The following is an 18,752-nucleotide window of genomic DNA, read 5'->3' on the forward strand; positions in this document are numbered from 1 at the left end:
ACTCGAGGGACGGCTACCGTTTGACCACCTCGAGCGGCCGCCGACTCACGAGTCGGCAGTTGAACGCCGGATGCTCGACGAAGTGGCGTACCAGCATGTGGCGCCTCGAGCCCGTGATTTTCGTCCCCTGGCACCCGACCACGTCGGCGTCGAACTGGTTCGGAAGGTCGGCGTACAAGGACTCGAGCGCCTCGAACGACTCGAACACCTGCTGGTTCCCAGTCGAATCGGCGCCGCGCCGGGAGACCACGTAAGAGCCGTCCTCGCGCCGGGTGCCGGCGGTGTGGACGTACTCGCGGCGATCGGTCAACGCGTCGCCGATCGCCGACTGGACCGCCAGGGCCTCCTCGCGAGTGAGTGTCCGAGTCGTTTCCTCGAGTTGGAGGGTGATTCCGCCGCCGTCGGGGCGAATGACGATCGAGTCGTCGGCGAACTCGCGGGGCTCGTTCTGGTCGTCGTCAGTAGCGAGGCTATGCGAGAAGAACGCGATCAGGAGCGGTTTGACTCCGTTGCATGAGAAGGGGTACAGGTGCCGGTGACAAAATCCTGTCGCTGGTCAGGAGCCGAGCAGGGAGTCGTCGTCTTCCTCGTCGTCCGTACTGTTCGTGTCGCCATCGTCGCTCCCGTCGCTTCCGCCGCTCCCGTCATCACCGGTACTGTCCGCATCCTCGCCAGTTCCGCCGTCGGTATCCTTCTCGGTACCGTCATCCGTCTCGTCGTCGGTCTCGGCACCCTCGACGTCCGACTCCGTCTCGTCGGTAGCGTTCGTCTCTCCGTCGCTCGAGTTCGAGGTCGAATTCGAGTCGCCGGCCGAACTCGAGTTCGAGCCCGTCTCACCAGCCTCGTCGTTCCCCCAGATGTCAGTCTCCATCGTCTCCTCGTAGGTCATCGACTCGAGGGGAATCGTGATCGTCGTGCCGGAGGCCAGTTCGAAGGTGGCATCGAATTCGATCCGGAGATCCGAGACCTGGTCGTTCTCGATGTGGGTGACCCACCAGTCGTCGAGGTTCTCGTTCTCGATGCGCGTCGTCGTCACGATCGTCGTCTCCTCGCCGGGCGGGAGGACGTACTCGCGGTCGCTCTCGCCGAGGCCGACGGAGACGTCGTTCATCGTGATCTCGTAGCCGAGCTGGCTCGCCGGGATCGCGTAGCTCTTGGGGTTGTAGACGTCGAACTCGAGCCGAAGTTCCGTGTGTTGCTGGTCGACGCCGGCCCACTCGCCTCGCGTAGCGTTGACGTAGAGGATCGGATCCTCGACGAGCGCCCGGTCGGCGTTGATCGGTCTGGTCTCCTCGGAGTTAAAGGCCGAGAGGAGGTCCGTCTCGACGGTCTGCTCGTTCGTTACCTCGGTCGACCGGCCGACGAGGCCGCTCGAGATGGTCGCATCGATCTCGACGTGGGTCTGCTCGCCGTTTTCGATGTGGGTGACCCACCAGTCGGGAATACGTTCGTTTCGCATCTCTGTCTGGAGCGATTCAGTCGACGTTCCCGGCTCGACGGTGATGTCCTCGCCGCTCCCGTTGGCCATCTCGACGCCGTTCATCGAGACGTCGTAGTTCGCGTCGACGTCGGCGGAACCCAGGCCGATCGGGTTCGGATTGTGAATCGTCAGGTCGGTCAGGATTTCGGTCCGTTCGTCGTCGACGTCGCCGAACTCGTTGTCCATCGACTCGAGCGTGGGGACGCCGAGTACCCCGGCACCGAACGCGCCGCCGATGGTGACGGCGATGGCGAGCACGAGGGTTCCCGCGATTCGAAAGGCGCTCCCGAAGAAGAGTGATCGGATCGTCTGGCGTACCATGCGTTCGTGATACTCGTTCGAACCTCGAGACTTAAACGTGCGGGATTGTCTGGAATAGGTATCGGCGGCTTCGTCGTCGCTCGAGGCGCCTGCGAAGTGGCGTGCTGGCTCGGCTGGAAGACGGCAATTTTGTCGCGAACGAACGGACTCGCTGACGCGAATGAATGCAATTAAGGAGGCCCCCACACAACGCGCCAGCATGGCAGACCACACGCAGACGACCGACAAGGGGGTCGGAGTGGGGCTGGTGTTCGGCGCCGTTGCGATCATCAGCGCACTCGTGATGCTTACGACGGCCCCGGAGATCGCGGCGGCCTGGGGCTTCGCCGCCGCCGTCACGTTCAGCGCGCTGGCGATCGTCGGCATGCACTTTTACTGGCACTAATCGCACGTTGCTCGAGACAGCCATGGAGTGTAGACGGCGGACGACGGACAGGCGGTTCTCTTCGACCACCATCGGCTGAAACCCCTCTCAAGAGTTAAGGCCACAGACGACCTATCTTACATACGGACGATGACGGACTACTCCGACGAAGAGCAGCGGATAATCTCGTACCTCCGTGAGAGCGCCGCCCGCGGCGAGCAGTACTTCCGTGCGAAAAACATCGCCAAAGCGATCGGCCTCTCCTCGAAACAGGTCGGCGTCCGCCTCCCCCACCTCGCCGAGAAGACCGAGGACATCGACATCGAAAAGTGGGGCCGCGCGCGCTCGACGACCTGGAAGGTCACGATGAGCTAACCGCTCGGTCTCGGATCGAACGGCCCTACGGCACCACGGCGGCACGGCCGAACCACCGACACACTCGGGAGTGTGTCGCCCGGCGGCGGTCGACCTATCGAGGCGTACGTGAACGATGGTTCGCTCGATTCACCGTCTTTTTACCAGTTACCCACCGACAAAGGAGTATGACTGTCCGGATCGATCGGTCGTTCGAGTTGCAGGCACCACCCGAGCGCGTCTGGGCGTTCATCGCCGATCCGGAGAAGCGCGCTCGAGCGATTAGCGTCGTCAAAGACTTCACGACGGACGACCCCGACGGCCGACGGGCGACCTGGCACGTCGAGATCCCGCTTCCGCTGGTGACGCGAACGGTCAGCGTCGACACCGAGGACGTCATCAGGCGCCCGCCCGAGTACGTCAAGTTCATCGGCCGATCGAAGCTGCTCGACGTCACGGGCGAACACGAGATCACTGAGACGGATGGGGGAAGCCGCGTCGACAATACCTTCGTCGTCGACGGACACCTGCCGGGCGTCGAACGCTTCTTCAAGCGCAACCTCGACGGTGAACTCGAGAACCTGCAGCGCGAACTCGAGCGCGAGGTCGAGTGATCGGGGCCGACAGGCGGGTCACGGGTACGGAGACGAGACACGCACGACGGACTCACACACCACCATGACCAAAAATACCGACGCGGCGGCGGAGGCGACGACAGACGAACACGGAGCGGCCGAGCACAACCTCGAGAATGAGGGTGAAGGCAAGGACGAGGACGTGGATGATGCCGAGAGCGAGGGAATCTCCCTCGCACTCGCCCAACTAGCAGTCGAGGCCGGCGACCTCGAGGGCAACCGCGACCGGGCGGTCGCCGCGATCGAACGAGCGGCCGCTCGCGGCGCCGACCTCGTCGCTTTACCCGAACTCTTCACGGTGGGGTACTTCGAGTTCGACCTGTACGCGCGCAGCGCGGAACCGCTCGAGGGGGAGACCTTACGCCGACTTCGCGACGCCGCCATCGAGAACGACGTCGCCGTCCTCACGGGCAGCTTCGTCGAGGACCTCGCGGCGACCGAGTCGGTGGAGACGCCCGCCGACGAAGGATACGCGAACACCACGGCGCTGCTCTCCGCGTCGGGAAACCTCGAGCTAGTCTACCGGAAACACCACCTGTTCGGGTACGAATCTGCCGAAACCGAACTCCTCGTCCCCGGGGAAGCCATCGAGACGGCAACGGTCTGCGGGCTCACCGTCGGCGTCAGCACCTGTTACGACCTGCGGTTCCCGGAACTGTACCGACGGCTGGTTGACCAGGGCGTCGAGTTGATCCTGGTCCCGAGCGCGTGGCCGTACCCGCGCCTCGAGCACTGGCAGACGCTCTCTCGAGCGCGAGCGATCGAGAACCAGTGTTACGTGGCGACGATCAACGGGTCGGGGTCGTTCGAGGAGGCCTCCCTGCTCGGACGGTCGACCGTCTACGACCCCTGGGGGACGGTGCTGGCCTCGAGCGGGGACGACCCCGCCCTCGTGATGGCCGACGTCGACGCGGGGACGGTTTCGGAGGTCCGGTCTCGGTTTCCGGCCCTGCGGGACCGACGGCTCTAGTCTACGCTGCCGAGACCACTGGCTTTTTATCCGCTCGCCTACCACCTACTGATGCCGGTTACAAGACGCTTTTCACGTCACGACCGGCATTGCGCGTCGTCTCGGCCCGTCGCGCCTCGTTCCCGGGAAACGAGGCCAACTCTCCGCCTCGCCCACTCCTTTCGCCACTCGATTTCGGACGCCAGTTCGAGCGTGCGGTCTCGAACGGAAGACGAACGACGAACGACGAACGGCACCTCGAGCCGGTCGAGGGACTCGCTTGAGACGATAGCATCTCCGCCAGACGACGATACTTCGAAAAGTATAGTTTGCCTATCGACCGTGACGCATGTGTTAGCAAGGATCACGGGTGGGGCAACGCTTTTTACTCCGCGTCCATCCACGCTCGTATGACGACGCTCTTTCCCGAGACGATCGAGACCGATCGGCTCCGTCTCGAGGCGCTCCACGTCGACGAGATTGACGCCGACCAGTTGTTCGACCTCTACGAGCTCTGCTCGTCGGACCCGGGGATCGAAGAGGTGACGAGGTACGTCACCTGGGACCCACACGAGACGCCGAAAGCGACCCTCGAGTTCCTCGAGTACGTCAGCGAGCAGTGGGACGACTCGAGCGGCGGCTCTTATGCCATTTATCTCCGCGACGGCGAGGACGAGGCGAGCGCGTTCGCCGGTGACGCCGGCTTCGGGATCGACTGGGAGAAACGAACCATGACGCTCGGGGTCTGGTTCCGCAAGCGCTTCTGGGGACGCGGGTACTCCGGGGAGCGCGCAGCCGCGTTCATGGAACTCGCGTTCGAGCGCCTGGACCTCGAGCTGGTGGCCGTCACGGCGCTGGTCGACAACGAGAAGTCGAATCGCGCGATCGAGCGCTACACCGAGGCCCACGGCGGCGGTCGCGACGGCCTCCTCCGCAACTGGCGCGTCCAGGACGGCGAGCCAATCGACCTGTATCGCTACAGCGTCTCCCGCGAGGAGTACCGCGAGTGCGAGGATCGGCCGGACGTGGACGTCTCGTTTTCGGACGAGGCTCGAGGGCAACTCGACACGGGAGTACGGGAAGAACGAGCGGACGAGGGCACTGATCAGGCCCGATGAGCCACCTCTTTCCCGACACCATCGAAACCGACCGCCTCCGCCTGAAGCGACTCTCGAGCGAGACGGTCGATCCGCTTGCTTACTACCGGATCTGTGGCTCGGATCCGGCCATCGACGACGTGACGAGGTACACGCCCTGGGACCCACACGAGACGCCGGGCGAGACGCTCGAGTTCCTCGAGAATCGTGAGAATTCCTGGAACGAGTCGCGGTCGGCGGACTACGTGATTCGACCGGCGGACGGGGAAGACGGGGCCGACGAAATCGCCGGCACCTGCGGCCTCGGCGTCGATTGGGCGAAGCGAATCGGCGACCTGGGGATCTGGCTCCGCGAGCGCTTCTGGGGCCGGGGCTACTCGGGCGAGCGGGCCGACGCACTCGTGACCCTCGCGTTCGACCGCCTCGACCTCGAGGTCGTCTCGGTGCTCGTCCGGGCGGACAACGAACGCTCGCTGCGAGCCTGTGACCGGTACGTCGAGCGCCTCGGCGGGAGCCGAGACTGTCGGCTCCGGAACTGGTGGACGATGGCCGTCGACGAACCGGCCGACGCGATTCGGTACACGATCACGCGAGCGAACTACGACCCGACGAAGAGGCGGTCGGCGGTGTCCCTCGAGGCGAGTCGGTGAGCGGACCCCCGACTCGGGCCGTTGCTCTCACGCCACCGACTCAGAGAACCGACGAGATTAGATAGACGTTGAGCACCACGGCCGTCATCCACGGCAGCGCCAGCGCCGCCGGGATGATCGGCCGGTAGGTTCGTTCGAGGACGGTCCGGCAGGCTATCGCGACGACGACGGCGCCCGCTTTGAGGGCGAGCATCCCGAGGAGCCCCCAGTTGTCGATCACCCCGCGGGCGACGGGGTTGGACTCCGCGAGGCCGAGCTGGAGGCCGACGAACGTCGTGACGACGTCGCCGACGAGCGAGACGGCGACCACCAGCCAGAGGATGGTCTCGAGGCCGTCCATCCGGGCCGTCTCGAGTCGAAGGCGATGAGACTGCTGGACCCGGGCGCGGAGGCCGTCCGTGGACATACGCTCCCTGCCGGAATCGAACCGGCGCGAACCAGCGAGAGCGTCTCCCGCTACCGCGGAACCGGCTATTGTTATGGAGTCTCGAGGACAGTGTACGCTCGAGTTACTGGCGAGTAAGCGGACGCTACAGGCCGTAAGGCGGTCGGCGTCGGCTACACTCGCAGGAGATCGTAGTCGGTCGCACTCGCGGGCGATTGGCATCGCCCACACTCGCTCACGAGCGCGCTGAAATACGCCTCGAGCGACCGACTACCGGATCACAGAATGCGCCTATCGGCTCACAGAATCGTGCCGTGTTTCTTACTCGGCAGGTCCTTCTCGAGGCCCTCGTAGAACGCGAAGCGGTTGGCCAGTTCCTCCCGGAGCGAACTCGGAGGAACGATCTCGTCGACGACGACCTCGCTGGCCATGCGGTGGATGTCGATGTCCTCGCGGTACTCCTCGCGGAGCCGTGCCTCCTCTTCGGCGCGCTCGTCCTCGTCGTCGATCTCGGCCAGTTTTCGGGCGTAGACGGCGTTGATCGCCGCCTCGGGGCCCATGATGGCGATTTCGCCCGACGGGAGGCCGATGATGCTCTCGGGATCGTAGGCCGGGCCGCCCATCGCGTAGATGCCCGCGCCGTAGGCCTTCCGAACGATGACGGTCTGTTTGGGGACCGTCGCCGACGAGGTGGCGTAGATGAACTTCTTCCCCTTCTCGAGGATGGCGTCCTTCTCGACCTGGGAACCGGCCATGAAGCCGGGCGTGTCACACAGGTACAGCAGCGGAATGTTGAACGCGTCGGACTTCCAGATGAACTCGGCGGCCTTTTCGGCGGCGTCGGGGAAGATGGCTCCCGCGCGGTGGGCCGGCTGGTTGGCGACGATGCCGACGGGGCGGCCGTCGATCCGGGCGTAGGCGGTGATGATCTCCTTGCCGTAGTCGGGTCTTAGCTCGAAGTAACTGCCCGCGTCGACGACCCGCTCGATGACGTCGACCATGTCGTAGCCCCGGTTGGGGTGCTGGGGAACGATGGAGTCGATGCCGTTCGGGGACTTTTCGGGCGCTCGAGGCTCGCTTCGGGGCGGGTTCTCGTCGGCGTTGTCGGGCAGGTAGGTGACGAGCTGGGCGACGAGTTCCCGGGCGTGTTCTTCGTCCGTGGCGACCAGGTCGGCCGATCCAGACTCGCTCGCGTGGACGCGAGCGCCGCCGAGTTCTTGCATGCTGATCTTCTCGCCGGTGACCATTTCGACCATCCGCGGCGAGGCGATGGCCATCGCGGACATCCCCTCGACCATGATGGTGAAGTCGGCGAAGACGGGCGTGTAGGCTGCCCCGGCGATACAGGGTCCGTAGAGGACGCAGATCTGTGGCACGCGCCCCGAGAGCATCGAGTGGTTGTAGTAGTACTTGCCGATCCCCTCGCGATTGGCGAAGAAGCCGGTTTGCTGGTCGATTCGTCCCCCGGAGGAGTCCATCAGGTAGAGCACCGGCTGGCCGGTCTTCAGGGCGCGCTGTTGCATCCGCAGGAACTTCTCGACGCCCTTGGCGGCCATCGATCCGCGCTTGACGGTGTAGTCGTTGGCCATGAAGTGCAGGTCCCGGCCCTCGAAGGTGGCCGCGCCCGTGATCAGGGCGTCCGCCGGGAGGCGGTCGTCCGCGTCGAACTCCGCAAACTTGCCGTCCTCGAAGAGGAACTTGCTGTTCTCGCCGTCGAACCAGAGGTCAATCCGATCGCGAACGAACAGTTTCCCCTCCTCGGGCAACTGTTCCTTGTACTTCTCGTGGCCCCCCTCGAGGATCTCCTCGATTTCTGCGAGGAGTTTCTCCTCGCGTTCGGTCGGGCCGAGGTCGTCCTCCGTGGCGACAGTCTGATTGGTGGCTGGGGCGCCTGTGGTGCCGTCGCCGTCGCTCGAACCCGAACTCGAGGTCGAGGTCGAGGTCGAATCCGGCGGCGAGACGACGACGGCCGGTTCCTCCCCGTCCCCTACGTACACTTCGACTTCGTTCCCGACGTACTCGGCCAGCGCCGTCCCGATTGCCGACGCCTCCTCGTCGGACGCACCCGGTCCGATACGAACGTTCATGGCAAATTCTGCGAGGAGGGGGGAAAAACCGTTTTCCCTTTCGCCCGGTCGCGGGATCCGTGGTACCGTATCGCACCCCTCGAGACAGTCTCCTGATGTGCCGTATTGCACCCCTCGAGACAGTCTCTCGGCGCGTCGGCGAGTAGGGGAACCGAACGACTCAGAGATCGGCGAATGGACGGTGAGACGAGTGCGAACGAGTGGCGGTTCCGAGCGCCATCCCGGTAACTCCGCCACAGTAGTGCACGCTCGACGTGTATCCCGGACTCACGCAAGTACACCAGTTTAGTGGGTAAGTGTGGATTGTTCGATCTGTGCACTCGACCTGTCGATGTACGGGAGAATTAGCTTTCCCCGTAGGAGGGCCATCTACACTCGTCTCTCGAGCCACGATGAGTTCTGATACCGACGGGTCGACCGAACAGCGACTGGCGTCTCTCCGCGAGCGGGTCGCTCGCGGCATGGATCGACGCGAGTTCATCAGAACCCTCGTCGCGGCGGGGTACAGCCTCGGCTTGGCTCGCGTCCTCGGCGTCGACGACTTCCTCGCCGCAGCAGACGGCGAGGTTCCCGTCGTCACGGCCCTCGTTCGGACGGACCCCGACGACCCGTGGTCCGTCGACACCCGCACGCGATCGGTGCCGGCGTCGTGGTACGCGAGCGTCTCCAAAGCGTTCGAACTCAACGAACTCCTCGCGGAGTCGACGATCACCGGCTACCTCGGGAGCGCCGTCGTGCCGGGAACGTACGACGACGGTGGCGCGACGATCACGGTCGAGGTATCCGTCGAAGCCGACGCCGTTCGCGAGGTACTCGATCGAGCCGTCGACGGAGTGTCGATCAACGTCGATACCATTCGAAATCTGGACGGCCTCGAGGACGACGTCCAGCGCGAACCTCGTCGAGCGCGCGACCCGGCGTCGACGCTCGTTCCGGCCGGCATCTCCTGTGAGACCGATACGAGCATCGCCACGCTCGGACCAGCGCTGTACGAGCCCGGGACCAACTCCCGCTACTTCTCGACCGCCCACCACGCGTTCGACAGTGTCGAGGACGCGCGCGGGGCGACCGTCTCGCTCCCGTTCGAGAACGGCCAACGGACGGAACTCGGAACGGTCATCGAGAGCTATCCGGTTGCGGACGTCGTAACCATCGAATCGACGGGTGCGTACCGACCGAGCAGCACGATCGACGGAGACCGCCAGTACGACATTCAGGGACAGTTCACCCGGTACGGCCTGGCCGACCTGGTCGCCCGGGACGAGCCCCTCGAGAAAGTCGGCGCGCTCACTGGCCAGACGAGCGGCGAGATTCAGGGCATCGACGCCGTCTCCTGTCTCACCGGCTCGGTGTGTCGGCGCGGCCAGTTGCGATGGGGCGACGAGACGGACATGGCCGACGGCGACAGCGGGTCGGTGAGCTTTCACGCCGATCCGATCGGTGACGACGAGAGCGTCCTCATCGCGGGCTTCAACAACGCCCGAACCTGGTGGCCCGGTCAGAGTTACGTCTGGGGTATCGCGGCCTATCAGCTGACCGAACAGCACGGGTTTCACTTCTGAACGCACGTCAACGTCAACACCTGCCCACGAGAGCACCCAATACCAATGACCACCACATCACGACGACAGGACTCGACCGACAGCGCGCGAACGTATCGGACGCTCGTCCTCGGCTGGATTCGACTCCTCGCGGACCTCGCTATCCTCGCCCTCTGGACGATCTTCCTGACGCTCCTGTTCCTCGAGACGGCCTGGCCCAGGTGGGCGTTCTACGTGCTCCTCGTCGGCGGGGCAGCAGGGTACGTTGCCATCACCGCCCCCTGGATCCGCGCCGGTACGGTGACTCGACGGGCTGACGAGTAGGACAGGAGTTGCTGCCGTCGCTCGACGGTGGACGAATAGGACAGGAGTCGCCGTCACTCGCCAGGATAGTTCTCGGCGTACTCGAGTTTGTGCTTGAACGCCCGATACGCGTTTTCGCCCTGTTCGGTGAGCGTGATCACGCGGCGCCGACCCACCGACTCGATCTCGACGTAGCCGTCGGTCTCGAGCGGATCCAGGACGTGCGTGTCGAGGACGCGAAAGGCGCCCTTGTCCTCGCCGCCGGGGTGGGCCTCCGGCGGGGCGCGGTCGGCCATGAACGAGAGGCCGACGTCCCGGGCGAACTCGATGCAGTCTTTCTTCTTCGGTGGCGTCGTCCGGTCCTCGTGATAGCCGTCCCAGGCCGCGGGATCGGCGAGAAAGCCCATGATCGCGATCTGGTCGCGGGTGGGCGATTCGATCGGATAGGTCGGGAGACTGTAGACGTCCGCGGCCCCGTTCGAGATCGGTGCCATCGTCGGATCGTGCGCGTAGCCCTCGGGTTCGACGTAGTAGGCGGTCGCGTCGGTCGAGACGTCCATGCAGGCCATGGTCGCACCGATGGCCGCGATGGTGCCGCCGCCGGAGACGTTCACGGAGACGGAATCGGTCGCGTGCTCGTCGGCCAGCGTCGTCACCTCCCCGAGGACGGCGTAGACGTCCGTCAGATCACACTCGCGACGACGAACCGTGGCTGCGGCCGACTCGAGATCCGATACGAGTTCCTCACGGTAGTCGGGGGCGACTCGGTCCGGATCGTCCATCGGGTGCTCGAGGAGGTAGACGAGGTCGGCCCGCTGGTCGCAAATCGGCTCGAGGACGCGGTCGAACTCGTAGCCGAGGGGCACGATGTGTACGCGCTTGACGACGTCCATACGACGACCGCCCACGGCAGGTAAATAACTGTACGGGATTCCCTCGCCGTCCGCCGTCTGTCGAATATTGAACGCCGAGAACTGGGATCGAATTTTCCCTACCAATCGTCGCCGAGCGCGGCCTTCGCGCCGCCGTACTCGCTCGCGGTCGTCCAGCGCCGACCGCTCTCGGCGTGCTCGACAGCGTAGTCGCTCCCGCAGTTCCCACAGCGGTACCGTTCGGGCGTCGTCACCGGAGTCGACGCACGGTGGCGACGCGCCCGCCAGTCGCAGTCGTCGTTCAGACAGCGCAGCACGTACCGCGGGTCCGCGAACGAAGGGCAGTGACGCGGGGCCTCGAGTTCGGCGGCAACGCGGCAAAATCGCTCGCCGTGACCCGACTCGCCGAAGCGCTGGTACTCCCAGGCGTGGACCAGTTCGTGGCGAACGACCGCGGCGAAGGTCTCCCAGTCGTAGGCCTCGTACGCCCGCCGCGAGAGCACGATGGTCGTCATCCCCCGGTCGGCGTGCCAGCGACAGGCCCCCGCCCGGCGCTTCGCTCGCGTCGAGACGTCCCACTCGAGGCGGTCCCAGTCGACGTCGATGTCGACGTCTCGCGCGTGGATCCGGGCGCGAGCGAGGAGTTCGTCGTCGATGGTGAGCGACGGATCGGTGTCGCTCGAGTCGGCGTCGGACACGGGTTACCGACCGCGACGAATTCTCGAGACGTAATCGTTACGGTCGTGACTGCGTGTCCGCTCGAGGCTGTTATCGGTGGTCGGCGACTGGGCGTGTCACGCTAGGTATCGCGGTCGCCGTTGCCCTCGCCGTTACCGTCGGCGTCGCTGTCGCTGGTTGCACGATAGAGCGAAGAACCGAGAGGATCAGTTCGTGACGCCGTAATCGACGTGAACCGTCGGGACGCTCGTCGACTCGGGGGCGGTGTTTCCGTTCCAGTCGACGACGCGTACGTTCGCCATCTCCCCAGAGAATCGGAACCGCCTGACACCAGTGTCGACCGCACCTTCGGCGCCGCTTCCGGAGACGATGGTGGCCGACTCGGTGGGCTCGTCGTCGACCATCTCGATGTCGCCGTCGACCGTGATTTCGAAACTCGAGGGGACCCCGCGACCGACGATGGTCACGAGGTGTGGGAGGGTGGAGTGGTGTCGTGGTGTTTGTGCGTCGTCTGCTGCCGGAGTGTCACGTGCCATACCCGATAACCTGAGTAGCGCGTCATAAGCTTTCCTGTCGAAATATTGGTAGAACAGACGGACTGTGACAGCGGCGATAGTTTTCAGCCTGTTGAGGCGAGTACGCGAGCAGCGAGAACGGACCGAAGTAGAGTCAAACGAGATCGAGCGTCCAAGCGTACCAGACGGCAGCGGCGGGAACCACGGCCGAAATCGCGGTCGTGAACCAGCGATGGTACACGAACCAGTCAGCGCCGGCCTCGAAGGCGACGCTTTCGGGGACCGAAACGGCCCAGAGGGCCGTCATGGCCAACAGGACCAGTCCCAGGACGAGCGCCACGCCGGCGACCAGATCCGGTTCGGTCCTGGCCTGTCTCCCCGCCGCGAAGAGGACGACGGTGACGAGCGCGAACAGCGAGAGCAGGTTCGGGCCAGCGATCCCGGCGGCGAAGTACACCTCGAGGACGCTCGTGTCGACCTCGAGGAGGACGTACGGAGCGAGTGCGGCGAACACGTACGCGAGCGCCGCGACGACCCCGAGCGTGGGTGGTCGCTGGTGTGCGTGCATGCTCGAGGGATCGAAGGCGGATCGTTTAATTGCGGCGATTGTCGAGCCCTCACGCGAACCTGGAGGCGAGGACGAGTGGATACGCGCTACGAGATGGAAGACAACACTCAACCCGCTGGCGCTCGCATCGGCTGGTATGGGACTCGGCAGTACGGCCAAGAAGATCCAGAGCCTCTCGGATCGCGCGGAAGCCATGTATCGCCAGGTGCAGGAACTCCAGCAGCGAATCATCCACCTCGAGGAGGAAGTCGACGACACCCACAACACGGTGACGAAGCTCGACCACAACGTCACCGAACAGCGGGCGCTCCTGCTCGCGATCGCCGACGAGCACGGGATCGACGGCGAGCAGATCCTCGCCGATGCGGCGATCGACGACCCGGAGGGAACGGACGCCGTGGAATCGACGCAGACGGAAGGGGACGCGGAAGGAGACGCAGACACCGACGCGCCAGCCCAACCGAGCGAGTAACGACCGGCTTCGATCTGGCGTCGATATTCGATCCGGCGTTGGTATCGGCCACCACTGGAGTCAGGCGTTTCGGTCCAGTGCGGCTTTTTCTAGCGGTTCGCGCTCCGAACTGACGTCCGCGCCGGTGGTGATGAGAAGACCTAACAACAGGGGTAACATTTGCCAGCACGATGACGACCTACGAGCGACCGTTGGATTCGGTGCTCGAGACGATCGGTGAGACGCCGCTCGTGCGGATCCACGAGGGACCGACCGACGTCCCGATTTACGCGAAACTCGAGACGTTCAATCCGGGGGGAAGCGTCAAGGACCGTATCGGCCGCTACATGCTCGAACGGATGCTCGAGCGTGGCGACGTCGCACCCGGTGGGACGATCATCGAACCGACCGCCGGCAACACCGGCATCGGCATCACCGTCGCCGCCGGCCAGCTCGGGCTCGACGCGATTTTCGTCGTCCCCGAGCGCTTCAGCGTCGAGAAACAGCAGCTGATGACGGCGCTCGACGCCGAGATCATCAACACGCCAACCTCGGACGGGATGGACGGGGCGATCGAACGGGCCCATCAGCTGGCGGAGGAACTCGACGACGCCGTCGTTCCCCAGCAGTTCTCCAACCCGCTCAACACCGAAGCCCACTACGAGACGACCGCCCCCGAAATCTACGAGGCCCTCGACGGATCCGTCGGCGCCGTCGTCGCCGGCTGTGGGACGGCCGGGACGCTCATGGGTCTCGCTCGCTACGCCCGCGAACAGAACCCCGAAACCTACGTTGCCGCCGTCGAACCCGAGGGCTCTCTCTACGGCAAGTTCCTCGGTGAGGATCGCGAGGAGGGCGAGTACAAAATCGAAGGGATCGGTACGCACAACGTCGAGACGAACGAACTGTTCGACCCCGACCTCGTCGACGACGTTTTCGCGGTCGGCGACCGGGCAGCACACGATGAACTCACGCGTCTCGCCGCCGAGGAGGGCCACCTCGTCGCCTCGAGCGCCGGCGCGGCCAGCGTCGCCGCGCGACACGTCGCCGAGGGAATCGCCAGCGGCGAGATCGACGCCCCTCACGAGTCGGTCGTCACGGTGTTCCCCGACTCGAGCGAGCGCTACCTCTCGAAGGGGATCTATCGCTCGTTCGAGGAGTGGGAAGGGTGACGGAAAGCGGATTCGTTCGCTATTTTCTACTACTGGCCAAAACTACGCCATCAATCGCCGGTGCTCGACCTTCATACACCGATCCTGGACGACGGTTCGGCCCGCGTCCTCGGCTCGCTCGGTGGCGGCCTCGTCGACGATTCCCAATTGCGTCCAGATGACGTCGGCGTCCGCCCGCTCGAGAGCCGCGTCGACGATTCCCGACACCTCCTCGCTGGGTCGAAACACGCAGACGACGTCGATCTCCTCGTCGACGTCGGCGAGTTCGTCGACCGCCTCGCGACCGAGGAGCTCGTCGGCGTACGGGTTGACCGGGACCACGTCGTAACCGTGCTGGTGTAAGTACGTCGGGACATCGTGAGCCGCCTTTCCGGGCGTACCCGAGCAGCCGACGACGGCGATGGTCTCTCGCTCGAGAATCTCCCGCAGCGTGGCATCGTCGGTGACTGGCATAGCGTGGACTTCGTGCTGGAAGCGGGTCAACGTATCTATTTTCTGGTGCACGGGTGCCGGATAGGGTCGTGACGGGAACTTGACGGAGACTCGACGGGTACTCGAGTCGAAGACACCCCGGCAGTCTGTAGCCAAACGATGAGACTATCTGGAAAGGTGGCTCACTCGAGACGTACTCGCGATCAGGACAATCCAGCCGTCCGAATCGTCTGCTCGCCGTCGCCTCCCTCGTCGATCTCGACGACGCCGTCGAAGAGCTGTTTGAGCGTGTTCATCGTCTGGTCGTCGTGGGCCGTCGAGTCGATGACGTAGACGCCCAGGGCGTCGGCGCTCTGGATTCGGCCGGTAAAGACGTGGAGGAATCGAAACACGGTCTGGAGGTCCGAGTACATGAGCAGCGTCGAAATCGAGTGCAACAGGATTCGATTTTCGGTCAATCCGCGAACCTCGTAGAAGTCCTGGAGGAACTCCGAGAGTTTGATCCCGATTCCGGTCATGTCGACCGGCGAGGACGCGTACTTGATCCGCGGGTCGTCGTCGGCCGTACCGATCCCCCGCTGTTTGGTCACGCAGTCGACGACCCCCACGTCGGGATCGTCGTTCGTCGTTCGCGTCGTGAACTCGGTGAGAACTTTCTCGGCGCTATCTTTCGTCGTGACGATTATTGTCCCCTCTCCCCCGTCGGCGCCGCTCGCGAGCACGTCGAGCGCGAGGTTGCGCTTCCCCGTGAGCGGCGGCCCAGCAATCAGCACGTTCGTCCCCGGGGCGATCGACTCCTCCGGGCGGACGTCTGCGAGATCGTACATACCAGATACCCCGTCCGTCGGCAGCCACGGTCGACGGCACTCCCCGGTGACTGCACTGACGTATGGTATGTAGATGCAGCAACCGGGATATAGTACTTTTGATTATACAGTTGTCTACGGGTATTTCGCGTCGGAAACGAGGCTCATGGATGGCGAAGAGGACCGGAAACGCTGCACGCTCGACCGCCCCGGTCTCGAGGCGGCGTGACGGAGGACTACGTAAGGAGCAACGCGGCGCGACCGACGATGAACGCCAGCGCCGCGAGGAACATGCCATACTTGAGGTGTGATTGCCCCGCCGTTGGGTTCCGGTAACTCTCGACGGCCGCGTACAGCATGATGAGATCAGCGGGGACGACGGCGAGCAGGTACGCGAGGCCGAAATAGCCGTCCAGGTACGGAAACGGGCTCGCCACCACCGCGACGACGAGCAGGACGGTCGCTACGTGGAGCGCCGACCGTTCGCCGATCGCGATCGGCAACGTGTTGAGCCCCTCTTCGCGGTCGCCGTCGACGTCCTCGACGTCCTTGATGATCTCCCGCGTCAGCGTCGACACGCCAGCGAGCAGGAACAGGACAACCGCCGCTTGGACGTCGCCGACGGCGGCCGCACCGAACAGGAACGTACTTCCGACGAGGTAGGCCACGATCGCGTTGCCGATTCCGGGCAGGCCCTTGAAGTACTCCGTGTACGTGATCAGCGCGAGGAGGTTGATCACCGCGATGGCGATCGCAATCGGCGGTAACGTGATGGCGAACGCGACGGCCGCGAGGAACGCCACCAGGCTGAATGCCAGCGCCCCTCGTGGGGACACCGCGTCTCGAGGAATCGGGCGCTGTGGCTGGTTGATCCGGTCGATCTCCCGATCGAAGTAATCGTTGATCGCGTTGCCCGCCCCGACGGCGAACGCCGTCGCCCCGACCGCCGCGCCCAGGTGCAGCGGCGCCTCGCCGACTCCGCCGGCGACGAACCCGCCGATGAACGTCAGCACCGAGGCCGCGACGACGTTCATCGGCCGCGTCAGTTCGAGTAGCCCACGGATCGTCTCTCCCGTCGCCATGTGCTGGTGTGCTCATCGATTCCGTATAAACGGACCGATACGTCCAGCTGTGGGTGCTCGAGGACGCTCGAGTCGCTTCGAGTTTAGGTTCAGGCTCAGCCTCATTCGCTTGAGGACGAATTCGCTCGAGGGCGAATTCCCTCGAGAACGTCTGAAGACTCCACCGTCGCCACGAAAAATGCAGAGCGGACCTGGAGGACCCAGGTCTGGTATACGCCTCCGGTGTGATCAGCGCATCTCCTCGAGTTCACACAGCACGGCGCTATCGACGGAAATCCACTGGGTCATTCGCTCGTCACCGGTTGCACCCATAGGGACCATCGTCCAGGTGCCTTCCTCGTCGGTGAGCAACTCGAGTACGTCGGTTGATCGGTCGGTCGGTGACTCGACCGGGGTTTCGGAGACAGTCATGCTTACTTACGAGTTGGTTACCGTTACTGGTATCTATGCTGGTGATTATCACCACCTGGGAACAGGTGCCGGCGGCAGCCTCGAGGGTGATATCGGGTGACTCAGACGACCCGAATCGAGTGACTTATACCGAGTGGACGAAAAGCAGGTGGTGAGGGCGCTTAGCTCAGTCTGGACAGAGTGCTTGGCTTCGGACCAAGTTGTCACGGGTTCAAATCCTGTAGCGCCCATCACGAAATCTAACGTTTAGGAACCAACAGACGGCGTAGGGTTGTATATAAACAACCCCTCCTTCTCGCGGAAGAGTTCGTTATACTTCGTAACGGTGGTCTCCGCTGTCGTGCGATTCGCTAGTGCCAACGTCACAGTCTATCGATATAAACCCGCAGGTTTGGTTCAAACGCGCGGTGACTCACACGAGATGGATGAGTCAGCAAGCCCCGCGGCCACCGCGCGCGACGCGTCTTCTGCGGTAACGGGTGCTTCAGCGGGACACCCTATTGACGGTCTCCTCCTCCGGCACGAGATGACCGACCATTTTATGATTTAAATACGACGCCAGTGACATGAACCGGTCTGTCAAAGACTACCTCACCGGGATAAACGACTACATCTTCCTCCCCGGGCTTCAACGTGAATTCGTTTGGTCGCCTCCACAGATTGCCAACCTGTTCGAATCCGCCCGGGACTATATACCTGAGGTATCGAATCCCTTCTTGGACCGTGCGTCCGATAGAATGTCTTTCGAATTACTCGACATCTCTGATGAACGCTTGGAGTGCCTCTTCGAGCGAGATGTACTCTTGGGTACCACTCAATTCATTTTTGAATAAGAGGTCAACATGGTCGAGCATATCATAGGTGTGTTGCGTTTGGTTCGTTGGTCTCTCAATACGGTACGTGACCGAGTTTAGCGCGTAGAAATCCCCCTCAACGAGCACCAATGCATCCTCAAATTCATCCATATGTTCGCCTTCTTCAGCAAAATTCTGCTTCTCATTTAGCCAATCAAGGAGAGTCTCTCCAGTCGGTTCGCGGTCGGTCGTGTATATCATGCTATTCCTCTGGTTGAATGAGACTTCCAATTGCCTCCCTTCATTTTCTTCATCGGTCGCACAAAGGTCAATATCCAGCACCTCTAACTGAGGAGTAGTCATTTCAATATTCATTCGTACCTGCTGAATACGGTCTTGCAGGTCAATTTCAGGTTCAATCTGTCGCAGGGTCCAAAGTTCGACTCCCGAACCTTCAGGTCGGTCTATCGCACCCTGTTGAAAACCACTTTTGGCGATTACTACGCCTCTGTTGGCATCTGAGTGGTCTAACACCCCGATGAGACTATCGACTATTTCCTGTTCAACTGGCTCACTGTAGAACTTGCACTCAATTAGAGTCGTTGTAGTGTACCGTCCAGAGTGGTCCCATACAACGACATCAATTTCTTTCGACCCACCAGAATTCAGTTCATAATCGTGTTCGTGTTCGACTTCTACATCCTCGCTATCTAGAGCGTGAAGGCCCGCAGAAATTTTTTGGTATGTTTTCCAGTCTATGTCATCCCATCCCGTCTGCCCTTCATTTGACATATTTCAATATTGG

Annotated in this window: 24 protein-coding genes and 1 tRNA gene; 12 read left to right on the top strand and 13 right to left on the bottom strand. The window is 63.3% G+C overall.

All coding sequences use genetic code 11. The features are described 5' to 3' along the window. Positions 1-13 precede the first annotated feature (13 nt). Positions 14-310, bottom strand: coding sequence for a DUF7528 family protein (locus ACFQS4_RS20335; RefSeq protein ID WP_500196014.1), 297 nt, complete (start codon positions 308-310; stop codon positions 14-16). Between ACFQS4_RS20335 and ACFQS4_RS20340 the strand changes: the two genes are divergently transcribed. Next, positions 284-517 carry a hypothetical protein gene (locus ACFQS4_RS20340; protein ID WP_500196017.1) on the top strand — a complete coding sequence of 78 codons (234 nt, stop codon included), beginning with the start codon at positions 284-286 and terminating at the stop codon, positions 515-517. The genes ACFQS4_RS20335 and ACFQS4_RS20340 overlap by 27 nt on opposite strands. A gap of 39 nt (positions 518-556) precedes the next feature. On the opposite strand, the gene ACFQS4_RS20345 is transcribed toward ACFQS4_RS20340, so the two are convergent. Beyond that, positions 557-1,801: an LEA/WHy family protein gene (locus ACFQS4_RS20345; RefSeq protein ID WP_500196020.1), complete on the bottom strand. Its 1,245-nt coding sequence runs from the start codon at positions 1,799-1,801 to the stop codon at positions 557-559. Positions 1,802-2,000: 199 nt separating this feature from the next. On the opposite strand from ACFQS4_RS20345, the gene ACFQS4_RS20350 reads away from it, so the two are divergent. From ACFQS4_RS20350 to ACFQS4_RS20375, 6 genes are all read left to right on the top strand, one after another. Continuing rightward, the gene (locus ACFQS4_RS20350; protein WP_500196022.1) at positions 2,001-2,186 is read left to right on the top strand and encodes a DUF7525 family protein; all 186 of its coding nucleotides are present in this window, start codon (positions 2,001-2,003) and stop codon (positions 2,184-2,186) included. A 129-nt stretch (positions 2,187-2,315) separates the two neighbouring features. Further along, positions 2,316-2,540, top strand: a complete 225-nt coding sequence (locus ACFQS4_RS20355; RefSeq protein WP_253437200.1) for a DUF7123 family protein — start codon at positions 2,316-2,318, stop codon at positions 2,538-2,540. 167 nt (positions 2,541-2,707) lie between these two features. Beyond that, on the top strand, positions 2,708-3,133 hold the full coding sequence (locus ACFQS4_RS20360) for an SRPBCC family protein (RefSeq protein ID WP_500196025.1): 426 nt from the start codon (positions 2,708-2,710) through the stop codon (positions 3,131-3,133). A gap of 64 nt (positions 3,134-3,197) precedes the next feature. Then, positions 3,198-4,124 (top strand): nitrilase-related carbon-nitrogen hydrolase, encoded by a 927-nt coding sequence (locus ACFQS4_RS20365; RefSeq protein ID WP_500196028.1) that lies wholly within the window; start codon positions 3,198-3,200, stop codon positions 4,122-4,124. Between the two features lie 389 nt (positions 4,125-4,513). Beyond that, positions 4,514-5,221, top strand: a complete 708-nt coding sequence (locus tag ACFQS4_RS20370; RefSeq protein WP_500196030.1) for a GNAT family N-acetyltransferase — start codon at positions 4,514-4,516, stop codon at positions 5,219-5,221. Then, positions 5,218-5,850 (top strand): GNAT family N-acetyltransferase, encoded by a 633-nt coding sequence (locus ACFQS4_RS20375; RefSeq protein WP_500196032.1) that lies wholly within the window; start codon positions 5,218-5,220, stop codon positions 5,848-5,850. Before ACFQS4_RS20370 ends, ACFQS4_RS20375 begins: the two co-directional genes overlap by 4 nt. A gap of 40 nt (positions 5,851-5,890) precedes the next feature. Here ACFQS4_RS20375 and ACFQS4_RS20380 read toward each other — a convergent pair whose 3' ends face one another. Continuing rightward, on the bottom strand, positions 5,891-6,256 hold the full coding sequence (locus tag ACFQS4_RS20380) for a DUF5658 family protein (protein ID WP_500196035.1): 366 nt from the start codon (positions 6,254-6,256) through the stop codon (positions 5,891-5,893). Between the two features lie 278 nt (positions 6,257-6,534). Beyond that, positions 6,535-8,322 (bottom strand): acyl-CoA carboxylase subunit beta, encoded by a 1,788-nt coding sequence (locus tag ACFQS4_RS20385; protein ID WP_500196037.1) that lies wholly within the window; start codon positions 8,320-8,322, stop codon positions 6,535-6,537. 392 nt (positions 8,323-8,714) lie between these two features. On the opposite strand from ACFQS4_RS20385, the gene ACFQS4_RS20390 reads away from it, so the two are divergent. Together ACFQS4_RS20390 and ACFQS4_RS20395 are read left to right on the top strand one after the other, a co-directional pair. Beyond that, positions 8,715-9,884, top strand: coding sequence for a hypothetical protein (locus ACFQS4_RS20390; protein ID WP_500196039.1), 1,170 nt, complete (start codon positions 8,715-8,717; stop codon positions 9,882-9,884). A 45-nt stretch (positions 9,885-9,929) separates the two neighbouring features. Next, positions 9,930-10,187 carry a DUF8119 family protein gene (locus ACFQS4_RS20395; RefSeq protein WP_500196041.1) on the top strand — a complete coding sequence of 86 codons (258 nt, stop codon included), beginning with the start codon at positions 9,930-9,932 and terminating at the stop codon, positions 10,185-10,187. Between the two features lie 53 nt (positions 10,188-10,240). On the opposite strand, the gene ACFQS4_RS20400 is transcribed toward ACFQS4_RS20395, so the two are convergent. The 4 genes from ACFQS4_RS20400 to ACFQS4_RS20415 form a co-directional block, all read right to left on the bottom strand. Continuing rightward, a complete protein-coding gene (locus tag ACFQS4_RS20400) occupies positions 10,241-11,059 on the bottom strand; it encodes an HFX_2341 family transcriptional regulator domain-containing protein (protein WP_500196044.1) in 819 nt (272 codons plus the stop codon). 98 nt (positions 11,060-11,157) lie between these two features. Further along, complete coding sequence (locus ACFQS4_RS20405; RefSeq protein ID WP_500196046.1) at positions 11,158-11,736, bottom strand: SprT family zinc-dependent metalloprotease; 579 nt, start codon at positions 11,734-11,736, stop codon at positions 11,158-11,160. A 186-nt stretch (positions 11,737-11,922) separates the two neighbouring features. Beyond that, positions 11,923-12,252: a hypothetical protein gene (locus ACFQS4_RS20410; protein WP_500196049.1), complete on the bottom strand. Its 330-nt coding sequence runs from the start codon at positions 12,250-12,252 to the stop codon at positions 11,923-11,925. A gap of 133 nt (positions 12,253-12,385) precedes the next feature. Beyond that, positions 12,386-12,799 carry a DUF7548 family protein gene (locus ACFQS4_RS20415; RefSeq protein WP_500196051.1) on the bottom strand — a complete coding sequence of 138 codons (414 nt, stop codon included), beginning with the start codon at positions 12,797-12,799 and terminating at the stop codon, positions 12,386-12,388. Positions 12,800-12,935: 136 nt separating this feature from the next. On the opposite strand from ACFQS4_RS20415, the gene ACFQS4_RS20420 reads away from it, so the two are divergent. Further along, complete coding sequence (locus ACFQS4_RS20420) at positions 12,936-13,271, top strand: DUF5798 family protein (protein ID WP_500196054.1); 336 nt, start codon at positions 12,936-12,938, stop codon at positions 13,269-13,271. A gap of 170 nt (positions 13,272-13,441) precedes the next feature. After that, entirely contained in the window at positions 13,442-14,422 is a 981-nt protein-coding gene (locus ACFQS4_RS20425; protein WP_500196056.1) for a PLP-dependent cysteine synthase family protein, read from the top strand. A gap of 42 nt (positions 14,423-14,464) precedes the next feature. Here the strand turns inward: ACFQS4_RS20425 and ACFQS4_RS20430 are convergent, their stop codons facing one another. From ACFQS4_RS20430 to ACFQS4_RS20445, 4 genes are all read right to left on the bottom strand, one after another. After that, on the bottom strand, positions 14,465-14,875 hold the full coding sequence (locus ACFQS4_RS20430) for a CoA-binding protein (RefSeq protein WP_500196058.1): 411 nt from the start codon (positions 14,873-14,875) through the stop codon (positions 14,465-14,467). A 182-nt stretch (positions 14,876-15,057) separates the two neighbouring features. Beyond that, positions 15,058-15,681: an RAD55 family ATPase gene (locus ACFQS4_RS20435; RefSeq protein WP_500196060.1), complete on the bottom strand. Its 624-nt coding sequence runs from the start codon at positions 15,679-15,681 to the stop codon at positions 15,058-15,060. Positions 15,682-15,896: 215 nt separating this feature from the next. After that, complete coding sequence (locus ACFQS4_RS20440; protein WP_500196062.1) at positions 15,897-16,742, bottom strand: geranylgeranylglycerol-phosphate geranylgeranyltransferase; 846 nt, start codon at positions 16,740-16,742, stop codon at positions 15,897-15,899. Positions 16,743-16,970: 228 nt separating this feature from the next. Next, positions 16,971-17,153 carry a DUF7511 domain-containing protein gene (locus tag ACFQS4_RS20445; protein WP_500196064.1) on the bottom strand — a complete coding sequence of 61 codons (183 nt, stop codon included), beginning with the start codon at positions 17,151-17,153 and terminating at the stop codon, positions 16,971-16,973. A 155-nt stretch (positions 17,154-17,308) separates the two neighbouring features. Here ACFQS4_RS20445 and ACFQS4_RS20450 point away from each other — a divergent pair. Beyond that, positions 17,309-17,383: transfer RNA gene (locus tag ACFQS4_RS20450), tRNA-Arg, on the top strand. A gap of 519 nt (positions 17,384-17,902) precedes the next feature. Here the strand turns inward: ACFQS4_RS20450 and ACFQS4_RS20455 are convergent. Continuing rightward, on the bottom strand, positions 17,903-18,739 hold the full coding sequence (locus ACFQS4_RS20455; RefSeq protein WP_500196067.1) for a restriction endonuclease: 837 nt from the start codon (positions 18,737-18,739) through the stop codon (positions 17,903-17,905). Positions 18,740-18,752: the final 13 nt, after the last annotated feature.

Origin of the sequence: Saliphagus sp. GCM10025317 (assembly GCF_042663665.1) — an archaeon.
Lineage (GTDB): Archaea > Halobacteriota > Halobacteria > Halobacteriales > Natrialbaceae > Natronosalvus.

Coding starts and splice junctions, on each gene's coding strand:
- ACFQS4_RS20365 (WP_500196028.1), top strand. CDS start 3,198: ATGACCAAAAATACCGACGCGGCGGCGGAGGCGACGACAGACGAACAC.
- ACFQS4_RS20415 (WP_500196051.1), bottom strand. CDS start 12,799: ATGCACGCACACCAGCGACCACCCACGCTCGGGGTCGTCGCGGCGCTC.
- ACFQS4_RS20395 (WP_500196041.1), top strand. CDS start 9,930: ATGACCACCACATCACGACGACAGGACTCGACCGACAGCGCGCGAACG.
- ACFQS4_RS20420 (WP_500196054.1), top strand. CDS start 12,936: ATGGGACTCGGCAGTACGGCCAAGAAGATCCAGAGCCTCTCGGATCGC.
- ACFQS4_RS20435 (WP_500196060.1), bottom strand. CDS start 15,681: ATGTACGATCTCGCAGACGTCCGCCCGGAGGAGTCGATCGCCCCGGGG.
- ACFQS4_RS20390 (WP_500196039.1), top strand. CDS start 8,715: ATGAGTTCTGATACCGACGGGTCGACCGAACAGCGACTGGCGTCTCTC.
- ACFQS4_RS20360 (WP_500196025.1), top strand. CDS start 2,708: ATGACTGTCCGGATCGATCGGTCGTTCGAGTTGCAGGCACCACCCGAG.
- ACFQS4_RS20380 (WP_500196035.1), bottom strand. CDS start 6,256: ATGTCCACGGACGGCCTCCGCGCCCGGGTCCAGCAGTCTCATCGCCTT.
- ACFQS4_RS20410 (WP_500196049.1), bottom strand. CDS start 12,252: ATGGCACGTGACACTCCGGCAGCAGACGACGCACAAACACCACGACAC.
- ACFQS4_RS20400 (WP_500196044.1), bottom strand. CDS start 11,059: ATGGACGTCGTCAAGCGCGTACACATCGTGCCCCTCGGCTACGAGTTC.
- ACFQS4_RS20430 (WP_500196058.1), bottom strand. CDS start 14,875: ATGCCAGTCACCGACGATGCCACGCTGCGGGAGATTCTCGAGCGAGAG.
- ACFQS4_RS20440 (WP_500196062.1), bottom strand. CDS start 16,742: ATGGCGACGGGAGAGACGATCCGTGGGCTACTCGAACTGACGCGGCCG.
- ACFQS4_RS20385 (WP_500196037.1), bottom strand. CDS start 8,322: ATGAACGTTCGTATCGGACCGGGTGCGTCCGACGAGGAGGCGTCGGCA.
- ACFQS4_RS20455 (WP_500196067.1), bottom strand. CDS start 18,739: ATGTCAAATGAAGGGCAGACGGGATGGGATGACATAGACTGGAAAACA.
- ACFQS4_RS20445 (WP_500196064.1), bottom strand. CDS start 17,153: ATGACTGTCTCCGAAACCCCGGTCGAGTCACCGACCGACCGATCAACC.
- ACFQS4_RS20425 (WP_500196056.1), top strand. CDS start 13,442: ATGACGACCTACGAGCGACCGTTGGATTCGGTGCTCGAGACGATCGGT.
- ACFQS4_RS20355 (WP_253437200.1), top strand. CDS start 2,316: ATGACGGACTACTCCGACGAAGAGCAGCGGATAATCTCGTACCTCCGT.
- ACFQS4_RS20375 (WP_500196032.1), top strand. CDS start 5,218: ATGAGCCACCTCTTTCCCGACACCATCGAAACCGACCGCCTCCGCCTG.
- ACFQS4_RS20370 (WP_500196030.1), top strand. CDS start 4,514: ATGACGACGCTCTTTCCCGAGACGATCGAGACCGATCGGCTCCGTCTC.
- ACFQS4_RS20345 (WP_500196020.1), bottom strand. CDS start 1,801: ATGGTACGCCAGACGATCCGATCACTCTTCTTCGGGAGCGCCTTTCGA.
- ACFQS4_RS20350 (WP_500196022.1), top strand. CDS start 2,001: ATGGCAGACCACACGCAGACGACCGACAAGGGGGTCGGAGTGGGGCTG.